This is a genomic window from Actinoplanes sp. NPDC051513, assembly GCF_044454685.1.
GTDB lineage: Bacteria > Actinomycetota > Actinomycetes > Mycobacteriales > Micromonosporaceae > Actinoplanes.
Genome location: NZ_JBITDW010000007.1, coordinates 1 through 16,748, shown reverse-complemented (window position 1 = coordinate 16,748; position 16,748 = coordinate 1). Strand labels below are relative to the sequence as shown.

Annotated in this window: 14 protein-coding genes and 1 tRNA gene; 7 read left to right on the top strand and 8 right to left on the bottom strand. The window is 67.6% G+C overall.

The annotated features are described in order from the left end of the window. Positions 1 to 45: 45 nt before the first annotated feature. Positions 46 to 1,773, bottom strand: a complete 1,728-nt coding sequence (leuA, locus tag ACIA5D_RS23045; RefSeq protein WP_396032216.1) for a 2-isopropylmalate synthase — start codon at positions 1,771 to 1,773, stop codon at positions 46 to 48. 182 nt (positions 1,774 to 1,955) lie between these two features. After that, the gene (locus tag ACIA5D_RS23040; protein ID WP_396032215.1) at positions 1,956 to 2,741 is read right to left on the bottom strand and encodes a hypothetical protein; all 786 of its coding nucleotides are present in this window, start codon (positions 2,739 to 2,741) and stop codon (positions 1,956 to 1,958) included. A 137-nt stretch (positions 2,742 to 2,878) separates the two neighbouring features. Between ACIA5D_RS23040 and ACIA5D_RS23035 the strand changes: the two genes are divergently transcribed. Then, positions 2,879 to 4,144 carry an aspartate kinase gene (locus tag ACIA5D_RS23035; protein ID WP_396032214.1) on the top strand — a complete coding sequence of 422 codons (1,266 nt, stop codon included), beginning with the start codon at positions 2,879 to 2,881 and terminating at the stop codon, positions 4,142 to 4,144. A gap of 8 nt (positions 4,145 to 4,152) precedes the next feature. Further along, complete coding sequence (locus ACIA5D_RS23030) at positions 4,153 to 5,202, top strand: aspartate-semialdehyde dehydrogenase (protein ID WP_396032213.1); 1,050 nt, start codon at positions 4,153 to 4,155, stop codon at positions 5,200 to 5,202. A 33-nt stretch (positions 5,203 to 5,235) separates the two neighbouring features. Here the strand turns inward: ACIA5D_RS23030 and pyrE are convergent, their stop codons facing one another. Then, positions 5,236 to 5,754, bottom strand: coding sequence for an orotate phosphoribosyltransferase (pyrE, locus tag ACIA5D_RS23025; protein ID WP_396032212.1), 519 nt, complete (start codon positions 5,752 to 5,754; stop codon positions 5,236 to 5,238). 92 nt (positions 5,755 to 5,846) lie between these two features. On the opposite strand from pyrE, the gene ACIA5D_RS23020 reads away from it, so the two are divergent. From ACIA5D_RS23020 to ACIA5D_RS23010, 3 genes are all read left to right on the top strand, one after another. Next, the gene (locus ACIA5D_RS23020; RefSeq protein ID WP_396032211.1) at positions 5,847 to 7,001 is read left to right on the top strand and encodes an FIST signal transduction protein; all 1,155 of its coding nucleotides are present in this window, start codon (positions 5,847 to 5,849) and stop codon (positions 6,999 to 7,001) included. A gap of 3 nt (positions 7,002 to 7,004) precedes the next feature. Continuing rightward, positions 7,005 to 9,197, top strand: a complete 2,193-nt coding sequence (locus ACIA5D_RS23015; protein WP_396032210.1) for a putative bifunctional diguanylate cyclase/phosphodiesterase — start codon at positions 7,005 to 7,007, stop codon at positions 9,195 to 9,197. A gap of 78 nt (positions 9,198 to 9,275) precedes the next feature. Further along, on the top strand, positions 9,276 to 9,572 hold the full coding sequence (locus ACIA5D_RS23010) for a hypothetical protein (RefSeq protein ID WP_396032209.1): 297 nt from the start codon (positions 9,276 to 9,278) through the stop codon (positions 9,570 to 9,572). Positions 9,573 to 9,820: 248 nt separating this feature from the next. Here ACIA5D_RS23010 and ACIA5D_RS23005 read toward each other — a convergent pair whose 3' ends face one another. From ACIA5D_RS23005 to ACIA5D_RS22995, 3 genes are all read right to left on the bottom strand, one after another. Further along, a complete protein-coding gene (locus ACIA5D_RS23005) occupies positions 9,821 to 11,152 on the bottom strand; it encodes a hypothetical protein (RefSeq protein ID WP_396032208.1) in 1,332 nt (443 codons plus the stop codon). A gap of 96 nt (positions 11,153 to 11,248) precedes the next feature. Then, positions 11,249 to 12,163 carry a hypothetical protein gene (locus tag ACIA5D_RS23000; RefSeq protein WP_396032207.1) on the bottom strand — a complete coding sequence of 305 codons (915 nt, stop codon included), beginning with the start codon at positions 12,161 to 12,163 and terminating at the stop codon, positions 11,249 to 11,251. Positions 12,164 to 12,351: 188 nt separating this feature from the next. Then, positions 12,352 to 12,807 carry a GatB/YqeY domain-containing protein gene (locus tag ACIA5D_RS22995; protein WP_396032206.1) on the bottom strand — a complete coding sequence of 152 codons (456 nt, stop codon included), beginning with the start codon at positions 12,805 to 12,807 and terminating at the stop codon, positions 12,352 to 12,354. 25 nt (positions 12,808 to 12,832) lie between these two features. Here ACIA5D_RS22995 and ACIA5D_RS22990 point away from each other — a divergent pair, with 25 nt between their 5' ends. Beyond that, positions 12,833 to 13,729 (top strand): metallophosphoesterase, encoded by an 897-nt coding sequence (locus ACIA5D_RS22990; RefSeq protein WP_396032205.1) that lies wholly within the window; start codon positions 12,833 to 12,835, stop codon positions 13,727 to 13,729. Positions 13,730 to 13,801: 72 nt separating this feature from the next. Further along, positions 13,802 to 13,878, top strand: a tRNA-Pro gene (locus ACIA5D_RS22985). A gap of 581 nt (positions 13,879 to 14,459) precedes the next feature. Here the strand turns inward: ACIA5D_RS22985 and ACIA5D_RS22980 are convergent. Next, positions 14,460 to 15,452 (bottom strand): hypothetical protein, encoded by a 993-nt coding sequence (locus ACIA5D_RS22980; protein ID WP_396032204.1) that lies wholly within the window; start codon positions 15,450 to 15,452, stop codon positions 14,460 to 14,462. Positions 15,453 to 15,454: 2 nt separating this feature from the next. Continuing rightward, positions 15,455 to 16,489: a DUF262 domain-containing protein gene (locus tag ACIA5D_RS22975; protein WP_396032203.1), complete on the bottom strand. Its 1,035-nt coding sequence runs from the start codon at positions 16,487 to 16,489 to the stop codon at positions 15,455 to 15,457. Positions 16,490 to 16,748 lie beyond the last annotated feature (259 nt).

Genomic DNA, 16,748 nt, shown 5'->3' with positions numbered 1-16,748 from the left:
GTGGATCATCCCGCGCGCCGCCGTCACGACGCGCGGGATGCGAACTCAGCGGGCGCGGTTGATGGCGCTGGTCACGGCCTTGATCGACGCGCTCACGATGTTCGCGTCGATACCCACGCCCCAGACCACCTTGTCGCCGACCTCGACCTCGACGTACGCCGCGGCCTGCGCGTCGCCGCCGGAGGTCAGCGCGTGCTCGTTGTAGTCGAGCACTCGCGCCTGGATGCCCAGCGGCAGCACGGCCTGCACGAACGCGTCGATCGGCCCGTTGCCGACGCCGACCAGCGGACGGCGTACGCCCCGGTGGAAGATCTCGACGTCGATCTCGACCTTGCCGTCCACGGTGGCCGTGCTGTAGCCCTCGATCTTGAAGGCGGTCGACTGCTGCTGCTCGACCAGGTACTCCGCCGCGAAGATGTCCCACATCTCCTGCGGGGAGACCTCGCCGCCCTCCTCGTCGGTGTGATGCTGCACCACGCCGGAGAACTCGATCTGCAGCCGCCGCGGCAGGTCGAGGTTGTGCTCCTCCTTCATGATGTACGCCACGCCGCCCTTGCCGGACTGCGAGTTGACCCGGATGACCGCCTCGTAGCTGCGGCCCACGTCCTTCGGGTCGATCGGCAGGTACGGCACGCCCCAGGTGAACTTGTCGATCTCCACGCCGGCTTCGTCGGCGTCGGCCTTCAGCCAGGCGAAGCCCTTGTTGATCGCATCCTGGTGCGAGCCGGAGAACGAGGTGTAGACCAGGTCGCCCACGTACGGGTGCCGTTCGTGCACCGGCAGCTGGTTGCAGTACTCGACGGTCCGCTTGATCTCGTCGATCTGGGCAAAGTTGATCATCGGGTCGATGCCCTGGGAGAACATGTTCAGCCCCAGGGTCACCAGGTCGACGTTGCCGGTGCGCTCGCCGTTGCCGAACAGGCAGCCCTCGATGCGGTCGGCGCCGGCCAGCAGGCCCAGCTCGGCGGCGGCCACGCCGGTGCCGCGGTCGTTGTGCGGGTGCAGCGACAGGATCACCGACTCGCGGCGCGGCAGGTGCCGGTCCATCCACTCGATCGAGTCGGCGTACACGTTGGGCGTGGCCATCTCGACGGTGGCGGGCAGGTTGATGATCAGCGGCCGGGCCGGCGTCGGGTCGATCACGTCGATCACCGCCGAGCACACCTCCAGCGCGTACTCCAGCTCGGTGCCCGTGTACGACTCGGGGGAGTACTCGTAGAAGATCTCGGTGTCGGGGGTGTAGATCTCCGCGTACTTCTGGCAGAACCGGGCGCCGCTCGTGGCGATGTCGGTGATGCCGTCCTTGTCCAGGCCGAAGACGACCCGGCGCTGCAGCACCGAGGTCGAGTTGTAGAAGTGGACGATCGCCCGCTTGGCGCCGCGCAGCGACTCGAAGGTCCGCTCGATCAGGTGTTCCCGGCACTGCGTCAGCACCTGGACGGTGACGTCGTCGGGAATCAGATCCTGCTCGATGAGCTGGCGGATGAAGTCGAAGTCGGTCTGCGACGCGGCCGGGAAACCTACCTCGATCTCCTTGTACCCCATCTGGACCAGCAGCATGAACATGCGCCGCTTGCGCTCGGGGGACATCGGGTCGATCAGGGCCTGGTTGCCGTCGCGCAGGTCGACGGCGCACCAGCGGGGCGCTGCCTCGACACGCCGGGTCGGCCACCGGCGGTCGGGCAGGTCAATGGCGAACTGTTGCTGGTACGGCGCGTAGCGCTCGAACGGCATCGAGCTCGGCCGCTGCGAGGCAAAAGGGTTGTCGGACATGTGGCTGCTCCAAACGAGAACGAGACGTTCAGGCGGCGCGCGTCAACTCCGCGACGAGGTGCCGGCCTGGAATGGGGCCTCGTCGCGGCAGCGAAGGAGGAGCGTCTGCCACATGTCGGAATCACCCTACGTGATCATCTCGGACGTGGCTAACTCTACGCCCGGATCGTGGGATCCCGGAGTCAGGCGGGCGAAGCCCCGACGGACGGCGTCTGCACGGCGGGCGGGGCGTCGGTGCTCATCGCCTGGCCGGGCACCGACGGGCCGGGCAGCGCCACGGTGGCCGGCCCGGCGACCTGACTGACCAGCTTGAGCACGCCGAAGTCGACCCGCGCCGCGGTCAGCACGCCGTCCTGGGCGTAGCAGTAGATGCCGATGTCGACCGGCGCCTTGAGCGAGGCGGAGATCGAGTCGATCGAGAAGCAGGTGCCCTGCGCCCCCGCCAGCGGCTCCACCTCGGTCACGGACAGCGCCGACTGCCGGTCGGTGAAGACCGGCAGCCACTGGCGGAAGAGGCGCTCGACCTGGGGGGAGTAATCCTTCGGCACGCGTTTTCCGGCGTCCGCCACGCGTACACATGTCGGGGTGATGGGGTTGCTCGGGGACGAGACGGTGCATTGGAAGACACCGGCCGCTGTTGAGACGATCGAGACGTCGGTGGTGCCGCCGAGTACCGCGTCGCTGACATCCACGCGCCACGTGCCGTCGGCGCCGATCGTCGCCACGACGTTGTGCTGCCGGCCGTCGCCGTCGGTGGTGAGGGTGTAGAGCGCCGCGTACGCCTTGTCCTGGGCCCGCGTGGCCCGGGCGATCAGATCGGCGCGGCCGCCGGGATCGTCGCCACCCGCCGGTGGCTGCGAGGACGAGGGAGTCGGCGTGGCCTCGGGCGTGCCGTCGCAGCCGGTCGCGACCGCCAGCACGAGCAGTGCGGCGGCCGGCGCGGACAAAGGCAGAAAGCGTGGGCGCACCGAGACATTCTCGCCTCCGGAGCCTCGGATGGCCGCAATCTGGGATCGCGTGTCGGCCTCTCCGGCGGTCGCGGCTACTGTGGTGGCGATTGTCCTGACCGGCGCCGCCGGCGTAGAGGTTGAAGGAATGGTTCCCCGTGGCACTGGTGGTGCAGAAGTACGGTGGCTCGTCCGTTGCGACCGCCGAGCGCATCAAGCGGGTGGCGGAACGCATCGTGGCCGCCCGCAAGGCCGGCGACGACGTGGTCGTCGTGGTCTCCGCGATGGGCGACACCACCGACGAGCTGATGGAACTGGCCAATCAGGTCAGTCCGCTGCCGCCCGGCCGTGAGCTCGACATGCTGCTCACCTCGGGCGAGCGCATCTCGATGGCGCTGCTCGCGATGGCGATCCACAACCTGGGCTACGAGGCTCGCTCCTACACGGGGTCCCAGGCCGGCGTGCTCACCACCTCGGCGCACGGCAAGGCCCGGATCATCGACGTCACGCCCGGCCGCCTGCGCTCGGCGCTCGACGAGGGCGCGATCGCGATCGTGGCCGGCTTCCAGGGCGTCTCGCAGGACACCAAAGACATCACCACCCTGGGCCGCGGCGGCTCCGACACGACGGCGGTGGCCCTGGCCGCGGCCCTGCACGCCGACGTCTGCGAGATCTACACCGATGTCGACGGCGTCTTCACCGCCGACCCGCGCATCGTCCCCAACGCCAAGCACATCAAGCAGATCACGTACGAGGAGATGCTCGAGCTCGCCGCCGGTGGGGCGAAGGTGCTGATGTTGCGATGTGTGGAGTACGCGCGCCGCTTCAAGGTGCCGATCCACGTACGCTCTTCGTACTCGAACAAGCCAGGCACGCTAGTGACCGGATCTATGGAGGACCCTGACGTGGAACAAGCGCTGATCACCGGGGTCGCCCACGAACGGAGCGAGGCCAAGATCACGATTGTCGGCGTGCCCGACGAGCCCGGCGCGGCCGGCCACATCTTCAACACGGTGGCCCAGGCCGAGATCAACATCGACATGATCGTGCAGAACGTGTCGACCGAGGGCACCGGCCGTACCGACATCTCCTTCACCTTGCCGAAGGCCGACGGCCCCACCGCGATGACCGCTCTCGACAAGATCAAGGAAAAGATCAAGTTCAAGAGCCTGCTCTTCGACGACCACGTCGGCAAGGTGTCGCTGATCGGCGCCGGCATGCGCTCGCACCCCGGCGTGGCCGCCTCGTTCTTCGCCTGCATCGGTGAGGCCGGCGTGAACATCGAGATGATCTCGACCTCCGAGATCCGCGTCTCCGTGGTCTGCCGCGACAGTGACCTCGACACCGCCGTCCGCGCCGTGCACGAGCAGTTCGAGCTCGGTGGCAACGAGGAAGCGGTGGTGTACGCGGGCACCGGCCGGTAAGCCGTCCGATGGCGCAGCCCACGCTCGCCGTCGTCGGGGCCACCGGCTCCGTCGGGACGGTCATGCTCGAGCTGCTCTCCTCCCGGCGCAACGTCTGGGGAGAGATCAGACTGCTGGCTTCGGCACGCTCCGCCGGTAAGCAGCTCGCCTGCCGCGGCGAGCAGCTGACCGTGCGCGAGCTCACGCCCGAGGCCTTCGATGGCGTCGACGTCGCCCTGTTCGACCTCCCCGACGACGTCTCGCGCGAATGGGCGCCGGTCGCGACCGCGCGCGGCGTCACGGTGGTCGACAACTCGGCCGCGTTCCGCATGGAGCCCGACGTCCCGCTAGTCGTGCCCGAAGTCAACCAGGAAGCGATGCGCGACCGCCCCCGCGGCATCGTCTCCAACGCCAACTGCACGGTCATGGCGATGATCATGGCGATCGCGCCGCTGCACCGCGAGTACGGCCTGCGCGAGCTGGTCCTGGCCTCCTACCAGGCCGCCTCGGGCGCCGGCCAGATCGGCGTCGACACCCTGCACGACCAGCTCAGCAAGGTGGCCGGCGACCGGCTGCTCGGCTCCCGGCCGGGCAACGTGCGCCAGGCCGTCGGCGACGACCTGGGCCCGTTCTCGGCGCCGCTCGCGCTCAACGTGGTGCCCTGGTCTGGCGAGATCGCCGCGCTCGGCTGGTCGTCCGAGGAACTCAAGCTGCGCAACGAGTCCCGCAAGATCCTCGGCATCCCGGCGCTGAAGGTCTCCGCGACCTGCGTGCGGGTTCCGGTCGTGACCGGCCACTCGATCGCCGTGCACGCGGTCTTCGGCTCCGAGGTCAGCGCCGACGGCGCCCGCCAGGCGCTGCGCAACGCGCCCGGCGTGATCCTGGTCGACGATCCCGAGGCGGGCGAGTTCCCGATGCCGATCGACGCGGTCGGCACCGACCCGTCCTGGGTGGGCCGCATCCGCCGGGCCATGGACGACCCGCGGGCGCTCGACCTCTTCGTCACCGGCGACAACATGCGCAAGGGGGCGGCGCTCAACACCGTGCAGATAGCCGAGCTGATCGCCGCCGAGCGTTGAGCCGGCTCCGCTTCGCTCGGCGGCGACCGCGGATCAACTCAGGTCTTCCCGCGTCAGCAATGCTCGCAGCGTGATCCCCTCGGCGGCGAGGGCCGCGGCGCCGCCCTCCTGACGGTCGATCACGCAGAGCGCGTGGTCGACGTGCGCGCCGAGCTTCCGCAGATCGCCGGTCGAGATCACCACCTGCCCGCCGGAGGTCACCACGTCCTCCACCACCAGCACCCGCCGGCCGGCCACCTCGGCGCCCTCGGCGAGCCGCGCGGTTCCGTACTGCTTGGCCTGCTTGCGGATGAACGCGGTGGGCAGCTTGGCGTGCCGGGCCAGCGCGGTCACCACGGCGATGCCGCCCATCTCGAGGCCGGCGAGCACCTCGACGTCCTCGGGGATCAGCACCGCCATCCGCTCGGCCAGCTGGTCGAGCAGCTCCGGGTCGGCCTCGAACTGATACTTGTCGAAATACTCGTTGGCGATCCGCCCCGAGCGCAGGACGAACTCACCGGTCAGGCGGCTCACGTCGCGGACGCGCCGCGCGAGGTCTTCAGAGGAAGTCACAAGGGCTTAGCCTGTCAGGCCGTCCCGAGACAAGCGACGGCACCCCGGATGCAACCACTCAGCAACCGACAAAACGTGCCGATCATAAGATCGTGGAGACGCACCGCTGGTTCGGCGCCGGGCAGAGCAGCGCCGCCGACTCGGCCAAGGCCGGCGCCGAGGCCGCGGTCGAGGCGGTCGGGGGCCGCGACCCCAAGGCCGTCTTCGTCTTCAGCTCGGTCGCTCACGACCTGCCCGCGCTGCTGGTCGCCGTGCGCGAGGAGGCCGGCCCGGAGACGGCGATCGTGGGCAGCACCACCATGGGCGAGCTCGGCAACGCGGGGATGACCGTGGGCGGGGTGGCGGTCGCCGCGCTGGGCGGCGACGGCTTCACCGTGCACACCCGGGTCGCGCGAGTCGACGAGCACGATCCGCGAGCGGCCGGCGCGGCCGCGGCCGAGGCGCTGCGTGGCCTGCACGATCCGAACCGGGTGCTGATCCTGCTGGCCGACGGGATGACCGGGCGGCCCCACGATGTCGTCCGGGGCGCGTACTCGACGGTCGGCGCGGCCTGGCCGCTGGTCGGTGGCTTCGGCGCGGACGACCGGCACTTCGAGCGCACGTACCAGTTCTGCGACGACGAGGTGCTCAGCGGCGCGGTGGTGGGGCTCGCGCTCGGCTCGGACGGCCCGATCGGCATCGGCATGGCGCACGGCTGGCGGCGTACCGAGCCCCCGATGGTCGTCACCAAGAGCCAGGGCGCGCACATCTACCGCCTCGACGACGAGCCCGCCCTCGACGTGCTGCTGCGCCGCAACGACTTCGACGGCACCGCCGACGAGTTCTTCGATCGGGGACGGTCGCTGCAACCGCTCGGGCTGTCCCGGCGCAACGGCGAGGACATCCGGGTGATCCACGCCGGCGACGACGAGGAGCGCTCGGTGTGGGGCACCGCCGATGTGCCGCAGGGCGCGCTGGTGTGGCTCATGGAGGCCGACCGGCAGGCGTTGATCGACGGCGCGACCTGGTCGTGCACCGAGGCGATCGCCCGGCTCGACGGGCTGGCCCCGCTCGGCGTGCTCGCCTTCGACTGCGGCGGCCGGCGGGCCGGCCTGATCGAGGGCGGCATGCAGGATGAGATCACCGCGATGCGTACGGCACTGGGCGACGCGCCGTTCGCCGGCTTCTACACCACCGGGGAGATCGCCCGGGTGCGCGGCGCGAGCGGCCTGCACCACCTCACCCTGGTCACCCTCGCCCTGGCCTGACAGATGCTGACCTGGCCCACCCACCTGCTGACCGAGTACTTCACGGCGGTCAACGCCGCCGACGACGAGGCGTCGGCCATCGCCAACGCCGTCGAGCGGGCGACCGAGATGGTCGAGGCCGAGGTGGGCGCGGTGGTGCGGGAGGGCAAGGTCTCGGGCGCGTACGGGTTCGGCGCCGTTGTTCCGGAAGCCGGCCTGCTCGCCGTGGCCGCCGGTGAATTCCTGCTCGAGGTCTTCGAGCTCGGCGAGCTGTACGCGGTGGCCAGCCCTCTCGGCGGCGAGAACGCGGACGCGCTGATCGTCTGCCGCGCCGACGAGCCGTTCGCCCCCGAGGAGCGGCAGATGCTCCAGGGCATGGCGCAGGTGCTGGGGCTCGCGCTGCGCAGCATCCGGGTGCTGGTCGCCGAACGGCACCTGCGCGCGGAGAAGGAGCGGCAGGCGACCACGGCGCAGACCCGGCAGCGGCTGGTCGAGTCGCTGCTGACCATCCAGCGCGCGATCTCCGCCCGGCGGCCGCTGCCCGAGATCCTCGACGCGGTGACCGGCGGGGCGGCCGAGCTCCTGGACGGCGCCACGGTGTCGCTGCTGCTCGCCGAGGGAGGACCCGATCGGCGGCTGAGCGTCGCCTCGACCTGCGGCGGCGCCGACGGCCGGCCGCTGCACGAGTCGGCGGCGCGAGCCGCGATGTCCGGCGGCACCGTGCTGATCCGCTCGGACGGCAACGGCACGGTGATCGCCGCTCCGGTGCGGGTGACCGGCGAGATGGCCGGCAGCCTGGTCGCACACCTGCTCGGCGGCGCCGACCAGCACACCGAGGAGCGCGATCAGCTCGCCGCCTTCGCCCAGCAGGTGAGCCTCGCGCTGACCGACGCGCGCACCGTCGAGGCGGTCCGCGAGGCGCACCACGACGCGATCACCGGTCTGCCCAACCGGGCCCTCTTCCTCAAGATCCTCAACCGGGTCCTCGCCTCCCGCAACACCGAGACCGACCCGACCAGCGTGCTGTTCATCGACCTCGACCGGTTCAAGACCGTCAACGACAGCCTCGGCCACGAGGCCGGCGACCAACTGCTCGCGCTGGTCGCTCGCCGGCTGCGCGGTTGTGTACGGGCCAGCGACACCACTGCCCGCCTCGGCGGCGACGAGTTCGCCGCCGTCCTGCACGACTCTCCCGCCGGCGCCGCCAAGATCGTCGGCGAGCGGATCATCGCCTCGATCAAGGAGCCGTTCCGGGTCGCCGGCCGCGAGATCTTCATCGGCGCGAGCATCGGCATCGCCACCTCACGCGACTCCGTCGAGCGCTCGGAGGCGTTGCTGCACAACGCCGACCTGGCTATGTACCGGGCGAAGAAGGAGGGCCCCGGCCGGGTGCTGCTCTACGAGCCGTACATGCAGAGCGAGGCGCTCGATCATCTGAGCCTGCGCGGCGACCTCCAGCGCGCGCTGCGCGAGGGCGAGTTCCGCCTCCAGTACCAGCCGCTGATCCGCCTCGGCGACCTGGCCCCCACCGGCGTCGAGGCGCTGATCCGCTGGCACAGCCCGACCCGCGGTTTCGTGTCCCCCGTCGACTTCATCCCGATCGCCGAGGAGTTCGGCCTGATCGTCGACATCGGCCAGTGGGCGCTCGAGACCAGCGCCAAGCAGGTGGCCCGCTGGCGGCGCGACTTCCCCGACCTCGGGCTGAACGTCAACGTCTCCGGCCACCAGCTGATGCACCCCCGCTTCGCCGACACCGTGCTGCGCGCCCTGGCGATCGCCGGCCTGCCGTCCAGCGCCGTCACGCTGGAACTCACCGAATCGGTCCTGATGAGCGAGCCGGACCTGGGGAAAGCGGCGCTGCACGTGTTGCGCGGTCTCGGCGTGCAGTTGTCGATCGACGACTTCGGCACCGGCTACTCGTCGCTCGCGTACCTGCGCGAGCTGCCCGTCGACGAGCTGAAGATCGACCGAGCCTTCATCGCCCGCGCCGAGCTGACCGGCGAAGATCTGGCGCTCGTACGCACGATCGTCGAGCTCGCCCAGATCCTCGGCCTGCGCACGGTGGCCGAGGGCATCGAGAACGCGAACCAGCTCGCGGCGCTGCGCAGACTGGGCTGCGCCTACGGCCAGGGCTACCACCTCTGCCGCCCCACCGACCCCGACGACGTGCCCTCCCGCCTGGCCTCCACACAGATCTTCACCCATCCGCGTACTTGATCACCGCGCTACAACATGGGAGATCCTTTTGGGGTACTTTTCGCCTAATTGGTGCTAATTACTCGGAAGGAACATTCCGTGACACCCTTCGCATTGTTCTTCCTCCTCGCACTTGCCGGCTCCTCATGCTTCGCCCTCGGCCGCGCCCTGGGCCGAGGCGAGCGCTACGAGAAGGGTTACCGGGAGGGCTTCCGCGACGGCGAGACCGGTTCCTTGGCCCGAGCCGCCCGCCTGATCCAGCTGGACGCCCGCCCCGCGATCGCCCCCGCGGTCGAGTCGATGCTCGGCCCCTACTCGGTTCCCCAACAGCTCCCGGGCCGCAGCGTCGGCCCGTCGGTGGCCGCCGTCCCGGTGCGTCCCCAGCTGGCACTTTAAGAACATCAGGGGGTACGGCGTCAGCCGTGCCCCGCTCTATCGCAGCCTGACGGCCCTCGCCAACACGGCGACGAACCATCAGCACCCTGCCGTCGTCGACAATGACGGCCGCCGCGATCGCCGGCCGGCCGCCGCCGTCATCCACCTGCGGAGCGTCGACCGCCACCTCACCCCAGCTCAAGCGGCGGCCAGACCTGCGCGAACGCGTCATGCGACCACGATCTCAGCCCGCGGCTCCACGTTGACGATCAGCGGTAGCGGGCCACGAAGTAGTCGCCCCAGTAGTACGGATCGGTGGCGGTGGTTCCCGCCGCGACGACCCGGCCGCGGTGATCCAGGGCCAGCGCCGCCAGCTGGGTGGTGCTGGATCCGAAGTAGGTGGCGAGCACACCGTCGGTGCCGAAGCTCCGGTCGAGTGTGCCGTCACCGTGGTAACGCGCCATCGTGAACGCGCCGGCGACCGCACCGACCAGCAGCTTGGTGCCTTGTGCCACCACGGCGGTGGCGGTGGCGCTGTCGATCTCGGTGGTCACCATGCCGTCGGCGCCGAAGGTACGGTCCAGACTGCCGTCACCTCGATACCGGGCGAGCGCCACAGCGGAACTCAGCGGACCCCCACTGCCACCGGCGGCGACGAGCTTGCCGGCGTTGTCGATGAGGAGGGCGGAAGCCCGATCGGCTCCGCCGAAGTCCGTGACCACCATGCCGCCATTACCGAAGCGGGTGTCCAGGGTTCCGTTCGTGTTGTAACGCGCCAATGCGAAGTCGAAGGTGTCCGTCGAGGTCTCGCCGGCGGCGACGATTTTGCCGTCGTTCTGGAGCACCAGAGCGGTGGCCGCGCTGTTGCCGCTGAACTTGGTCACCACTCTGCCGCCGACGCCGAAGCTGGTGTCCAGTCTGCCGTCGGCGTGATACCGGGCCAGCGCGAAGTCGTCGCTCACCGGGTAGACCAGAGTGCTCCCGGCCACGACGATCTTGCCGTCGCGCTGCCGTGCCACGGCTTTCACCACGTCGAACGCGCCGCCGAAGTCAGTGTGGACTTTTCCTCCGCTGCCGAAGGCCGGATCCAGGGTGCCGTCGCGCCGGTAGCGGGCCAGCGCGAAGTCGGAGTCACCGCTGTCGTCAGTGATGGTGCGGCCGGCCGCGACCACGGCGCCGTCGGGCTGCCCTACCACCGCGTAGGCGTCGTCGGAGGAGCCGAAGAAGTCCGTCGTCACCGTCCCGCCGGAGCCGAAGCTCGGATCCAGGCGACCGTCAGTGGTGTATCGGGCCAGGCCGAAGTCCGTAACACCCAGTCCCCCGACCAGCCGGCCGGCCGAACCGGCGACGACCGGCTTTCCGTTCTGCACCAGCAGGGCCAGGCCCTCATCGATGAAGCCGGCGAAGTCGGTGCTGACGGTGCCGGCGTCGCCGAACGAGGGGTCCAGCCCGAAAGTGTGGGCTTGGGCGGGAGCCGCCGCGGCCAACACGACGACGAGGGGTGCGACGGCTAGACCGGCGACGGTGAACGACCGGCGACGCGCCGGCGATCGAGAGGTATTCGCGGTGGAGAGCGGCAGGTGGTGCGAGACGGGTCGCATGAGGCGAGGGTTCGCTGACATTCGAAGCGTGTCAATGAAAGGTCAGCGGGCCGACCCTGACGCCGAAGCCGGAAGGCAGTCAGGGCCGGCTCGTCGTCAGAGCAGGGTGATGACGATGGCGGCGAGCATGCCCAGGGCTGTCGCGCCAGCGGCGACTATCAGGGAGAGCTTGCCCTGGGGCTCGGCTCGGCGCTGGGCTACTACGCCGCAGAGGACGGCCAGGGCGCCGAAGGCGGCGGGCAGGACTATGCCCATGGGGGAGGCCAGGATCGCTACCAGCGCCAAGAGGATGGCGGCTATGTCGAAGCGGTTGGCGGCCTGGGGTCGGGGCTCTTCGTAAGCCGGGTAGGGCCGGCCTGGGCCGGCGTAGGGCTGGATCGGTGGCGGACCATATAGCCGGCCGGGCTGAAGTGGGGCCTGGGGCGGGGGCGAAGATGGGGCTTGGGCCTCGGGCGGGGCTGAGCTGAGGGCGGGAGCCTGGGGCTCGATCGGCGCCGAGACGTGAGCCAGGGCCGGGGAGATCGGCTGGGGGTACGACTGCGGCACCGGGGAGACCGGCTCGGCGTAAGGCTGGCCGGTGAAGGTGGGCGAGCCGTAGTCGCTGAGGCTGGTGGTGTAGGTGAGCTCGGCGTAGGTGGACTCGCTGTAGCTGGGCGCGAAGGTGGCGCCGTAGCTGGGCTGGGAGAAGGGCTGGTTGAAGTCGGGAGTGGTGTAGGACGACGTCGGGAACGCCGACTGGTAAGACGGCGTCGCGGGGAAGGCCGAGTCGGTGTGCGACGGCGTCGTGGGGAACGCCGACTGGGGGTAGAGGGACGGCGTCGGGAAGTCGGGCTGGGGGTACGACGACGCCGGCGATGGTGGGTCGTGGGGGGCGGGCTGGGGCTCGGCATGGACGGTGGGGGTGAACTGGGTTGGTGTCGTATGCCAGGCGGGTGGGGATGTGGGCTGGCCGCAGGTGCCGCAGTAGGCGGCTTGGGCGGACCGGGGGGAACCACAGGTCGTGCAGCTCATGGCGGGTCTCCAGGAGGGGATGGGCCTGGAGTAGATCGGTCGCTCGTCGGGTTTCTTGAGGCGCACCGGGGTGCCGGCCCTTGGCCTGAGCAGCCGGGTGCCCCGCTGCTGCGGTTGTGGACGGCTCCCGCCCGTACGATATGAGGGCTTTTGAAAGTGCAGTTAGCCGGCGCTTGATCGCTGGGCTGTTACGCGCCTAGCTGACGGCGGACCTCGGCGGCTACGCGGCCTCCCTCGGCGCGGCCGGCGACCGTGGCCTGAGCTGCCTTCATGGCGGGACCCATCTGGGCCTTGCCGGCGAAACCGCCGGATGCGAGCGCACCCTTCACCAGGTCGGCGATCTCGTCGTCGGTCAGCTGTTTGGGCAGGTAGCGCTCGATCACCTCGCCCTCGGAGCGCTCCTTGGCTGCCTGCTCGGTGCGGCCCGCGTCGGCGAAGGCTGTGGCTGCCTCGCGACGCTTCTTGGACTCCTTGGTGAGCACGGCCAGCACCTCGTCGTCGCTGAGAGCGCGTGCCTCGGAGCCGGCCACCTCGGCGTTGCGGACCGCGGCCAGGGTCATCCGCAGCGTGGCGGTGGTCAGCTCGTCGCGGGCCTTCATTGCGGTGTGCAGGTCATCGTTCAGGCGGTCTTTCAGCGTTCCCATGGACGGAGAAACTACTCTTGCCATCATGCGCAAGCGTCCCCTTATTGCCCTGGCCGCCGGTGTGGCGGCGGCCGGAGCGGCCACCTTCGCCTACTCGTCGCTGATCGAGCGAAACCTTTTCACGCTGCGGCGCTTCGATGTGCCGGTTCTCGAGCCGGACGCGGAGCCGCTGCGGATTCTGCACATCTCAGACCTGCACATGATGCCTGACCAGCGGCGAAAGCAGGACTGGGTGGCGGCCCTGGTCGGCACCGACCCGGATCTGGTCGTGGTGACCGGCGACAATATGTCCGATCCGGGGGCGGTGCCGGGGGTGTTGCGGGCGTTGGATCCGTTCCTCTCGGTGCCCGGAGCTTTCGTGTTCGGGTCGAATGATTATCGGGGGCCGGTTTGGGCTAATCCGTTGCGGTATGTCCTGCCTGGTGAGCGCGAGTACGTGCAGGGGGTGGATCTGCCTAGCGAGGATCTGCGGGCTGCGTTCGTGGACGCCGGCTGGGCCGACCTCAACAACGCTCGGACGATCGTCAAGGCTGGGGGGCGGTCGATCGAGCTGGTGGGGGTGGATGACCCGCACGTTGATCGGGACGACTATGCCTCGGTGGCCGGGGCTGTCTCGGGTGGGGCTGACCTGCATATTGGGGTTACGCACACGCCGGCCGCGCGGGTGTTGGACGCCATGGCGGGTGATGGGTTCGCGCTGATGCTGGCCGGTCATACGCATGGCGGGCAGGTTCGGGTGCCGGCGTATGGGGCGTTGACTACCAACTGCGATTTGCCGCACGGCATGGCTCGTGGGCTTCATCGGTGGCCGGGGACGGATGCCTGGCTGCACGTGTCGGCTGGGCTGGGGACTCATCCGACGGCGCCGATCCGGTTCGCTTGCCGGCCGGAGGCTTCGGTGTTGACGCTGATCCCGCGCTGAGCTGGGGTTTTGCGGGTGGGGGGATACCGATTTCGCGTCGGCCTCGGCGTCGGATAGTATTTGCTGGCAGCTCGGGGTGTGGCGCAGCTTGGTAGCGCGCTTCGTTCGGGACGAAGAGGCCGTCGGTTCAAATCCGGCCACCCCGACCACTGGCGTGTCCTGACCAGATTTTTCCGGTCAGGACACGCCTGTTTCGTTTGCGGATTTTGAATCGTCCCTCGAAAACCCCCCACAAAGGGGCGAGCGCGACCGGGTTCGTGCCAGCCGCCTCCCCGGGGGTCCGCGATGCCTAGAGCCGCTGCCAGCATCAGTGCCGCTTGCATGATTTGTGACGCAGACCGTCCTCGCCCACGGCAGGCGGTGCCGCCGGATCTTGTCAACTTGCTGTACGTATTCAAGGCGGCCCGAAGCGGGCCGCTCACGCACCCGACTGGGTGCGTGCCTGGGCCGTCGCTGTCGGGCTTGGCCCGGGGCAGGCAGGCGGCCTCGTCGTCTGCGTGGAACGCAGAGTCGACTGGGTCTACACCAGGCAGAACGCGGGCTATGTGGGTGAAGAAATTTGCCGGCAGCTTACCGGCGCGACCTGGAAGGCGCGGACCAGCTACGCGCGTCGGTCACTACGACGCGCGGTGGCCAACTGTGCTACTCGCGGCTAACTCACCTCGAGCGGGGTACTCCGACTCCAGGATGACTGCGGCCCCCGCCCCCATTCGCCCCGCTCAAGCCCGAATCAGGTCGCAAGGTCAGGAAATGTGAACCTCCTGGGAACGCTCTTAATCCCGTAAAGCTCGGCCAGGTCCGAAGAATCAACTATTACAAACTTGTTGAGGTTCCCGCGAATTGCAGGAGAATTTACCACTGATAGCACGTACCGGAAGAGGGATCCACTAATCGGTGGACCCGGCAAGCTGGAGTCCTGCAGCCTGGACTCGCAAGCGCTCAAGAGATCATCAACACTGCTTGGTAACTTGTTGGGATCTCGCTCGTAGGACCGAATCAAGTCGTAGGTGTTGTCGGCGAAGCGTCGCCAGCTTGCTGGAACGAGAACTTCCGAAATCAAGTCAAGGGCAAAGAAATTCTTAAAGCCGGAAATTAGTCGTTCCTTTGCCTCCATCTCTGGCCACGGCGACACCCGAACGGAATCGGCGGCTTGATCGAACGCTACGATAATCAACTCGATTTGTTCGACGGCGGCCTTCAGTTGAGCAGCCAGCCGAAGGCGCTTCCAGTCAGCGTTGTCCGCCTTGTAAACAAGGTCGTGTGTGACCAGCGACAGAGCATGCTCGAAGGCAGTCAGGACCTGGACCTCGAAAGTTATTGTGGCCATGCCCGGCTGACGTGCAGCTGCAGCTTCTGAGTTCATGCGACCATACCATCGCAGCCCGTCGAAGCGAAATACTTCCGGCGCCTTTTTAGCTATACTCCTATCGCGAAGATTGACCTCTTGGAAACTGCGTCTCAACCTGTCAAGAACCTCCGCTTCGTGACTTGGAACCGGAATCACGATAGTGCAGGCATACAAGTCGTCAAGATCGCTCCAAGATGAGTATCTTCCGCTTTCCAGCTTCTCGCTTAGGGATTCAAGGTCCTTGACTCGGTCAAGGAAGATATACTTTTCGGAATCGCAATATGGTCGTAACGTGCGAGCTACGTATGCTTGAAGTTCTCGGAGGAGGGGAGAGGCCTTCTCGTATTCCAGCCGTAAACGCTCCGGTGCAGGCATGGTCAGTTACCCGTGATTACGTCCCGGATTATGGCAATACGGTCTCTGCGTTGTGCGAGGTCATTCGAAGCCGATCTTGCCGCCTCGTAGTATCGCCGGGCCCTCGCGTTGTCTGCTCGCGCGTCTTCGCTGTTGGCCTCGGACATGAAGAGGTTCAGGCGCGGAATCGCCGTCTCGGAATCTGGCAATTCGCCTTCCCGAAATGCAAGCAGGATCGCGCCAAACAATGAGTAGAAGTCCGCTTGGTTTCGTAGCCGTTTCGCCTCGCCGGCGAGTAGACCCTCAGCCCAGGAGCGCATGACCCCCAAGACCTCCGAAAACTCCTCTTCAACCTCCGCTGCGCTCTCCCAGTCTTCGTCTCGGCTGCTATATGCCGCGTCAAGATCTGCCTGGGAATATGACTCGATGCCGCGTTCAACTAAAAGCAGTAGCTGGGCAACGAGCTCGACGTCCTTCATTTGGCGTCGTGAGGAAGATGCAATACGGGGGAAGTCATTAGGAAGTTTACGGATTAAGTCCTCAGTCAGCCGCTCGGCGGACGCAGCGAACACTCCCGAATACCTCGCGTGTCGAAGTTCCTGAGGAGTCAACTTGGAAACGTTGCGGTTGATTCTGTCAAAGATATTGCTTAGCGTCCCTTCGTCCGTCGATGGAAGGAACTCAATTGAAAACTGATAGGCGTAGAAGCTGCGCTTCTCTGCGCTTCCTAGGTCAGAGAAGTACAAACCACGAAGTCGCGGTGTGGATGCCTTATCGCCAATCGGGAATTCACCATCTATAAACTCAAAAACAGTTTGCAGTCGCTGCTTGCCGTCGACAACGGCGTAGTTCCCGACGCCCTCATCGGTAATTTCCTCAAATATAAAAACTGCTGGCGCTGGATAGTTGAGCAAAACTGTGTCTATGAAATAATCCTTGTACGCCTGATTCCAGACACTGCGACGCTGATACGGCGGCTCGAGGTCTAGGAGCTCGCGGCGGTGAAGGTCTAAGAACCAAGCGATAGGTTGCGTTGTCTGTCGACGCTGTTCCGCCACAACTCATCTCCACTCGACCGAGGCATGGACTGCTGTATCAAATACCCTAGCGTCGCTGTCCGTAGCTCGGTGCCACCGCCCGCCTGCTCGGACTAAGTTCGCGCCTGATCCCAGCCTGCGGCCCAGGCCATGGCATCTGTTGACTGCGCGCGATCGCTCCTCGACTAGGCCGTGTTTAAGAACTGGCGTTGGTGGTTGCCTGGTCAGGTCACAGGCGGCGTGTCGGTGATCGAAAAGTAGGGAGGTCTCCGGTAGATCG

Excerpts from the sequence above, each read along its gene's own strand:
- leuA (WP_396032216.1), bottom strand. The coding sequence starts at position 1,773 with ATGTCCGACAACCCTTTTGCCTCGCAGCGGCCGAGCTCGATGCCGTTC.
- ACIA5D_RS23030 (WP_396032213.1), top strand. The coding sequence starts at position 4,153 with ATGGCGCAGCCCACGCTCGCCGTCGTCGGGGCCACCGGCTCCGTCGGG.
- ACIA5D_RS23015 (WP_396032210.1), top strand. The coding sequence starts at position 7,005 with ATGCTGACCTGGCCCACCCACCTGCTGACCGAGTACTTCACGGCGGTC.
- ACIA5D_RS23005 (WP_396032208.1), bottom strand. The coding sequence starts at position 11,152 with ATGCGACCCGTCTCGCACCACCTGCCGCTCTCCACCGCGAATACCTCT.
- ACIA5D_RS23000 (WP_396032207.1), bottom strand. The coding sequence starts at position 12,163 with ATGAGCTGCACGACCTGTGGTTCCCCCCGGTCCGCCCAAGCCGCCTAC.
- ACIA5D_RS22995 (WP_396032206.1), bottom strand. The coding sequence starts at position 12,807 with ATGGGAACGCTGAAAGACCGCCTGAACGATGACCTGCACACCGCAATG.
- ACIA5D_RS22990 (WP_396032205.1), top strand. The coding sequence starts at position 12,833 with ATGCGCAAGCGTCCCCTTATTGCCCTGGCCGCCGGTGTGGCGGCGGCC.
- ACIA5D_RS22980 (WP_396032204.1), bottom strand. The coding sequence starts at position 15,452 with ATGCCTGCACCGGAGCGTTTACGGCTGGAATACGAGAAGGCCTCTCCC.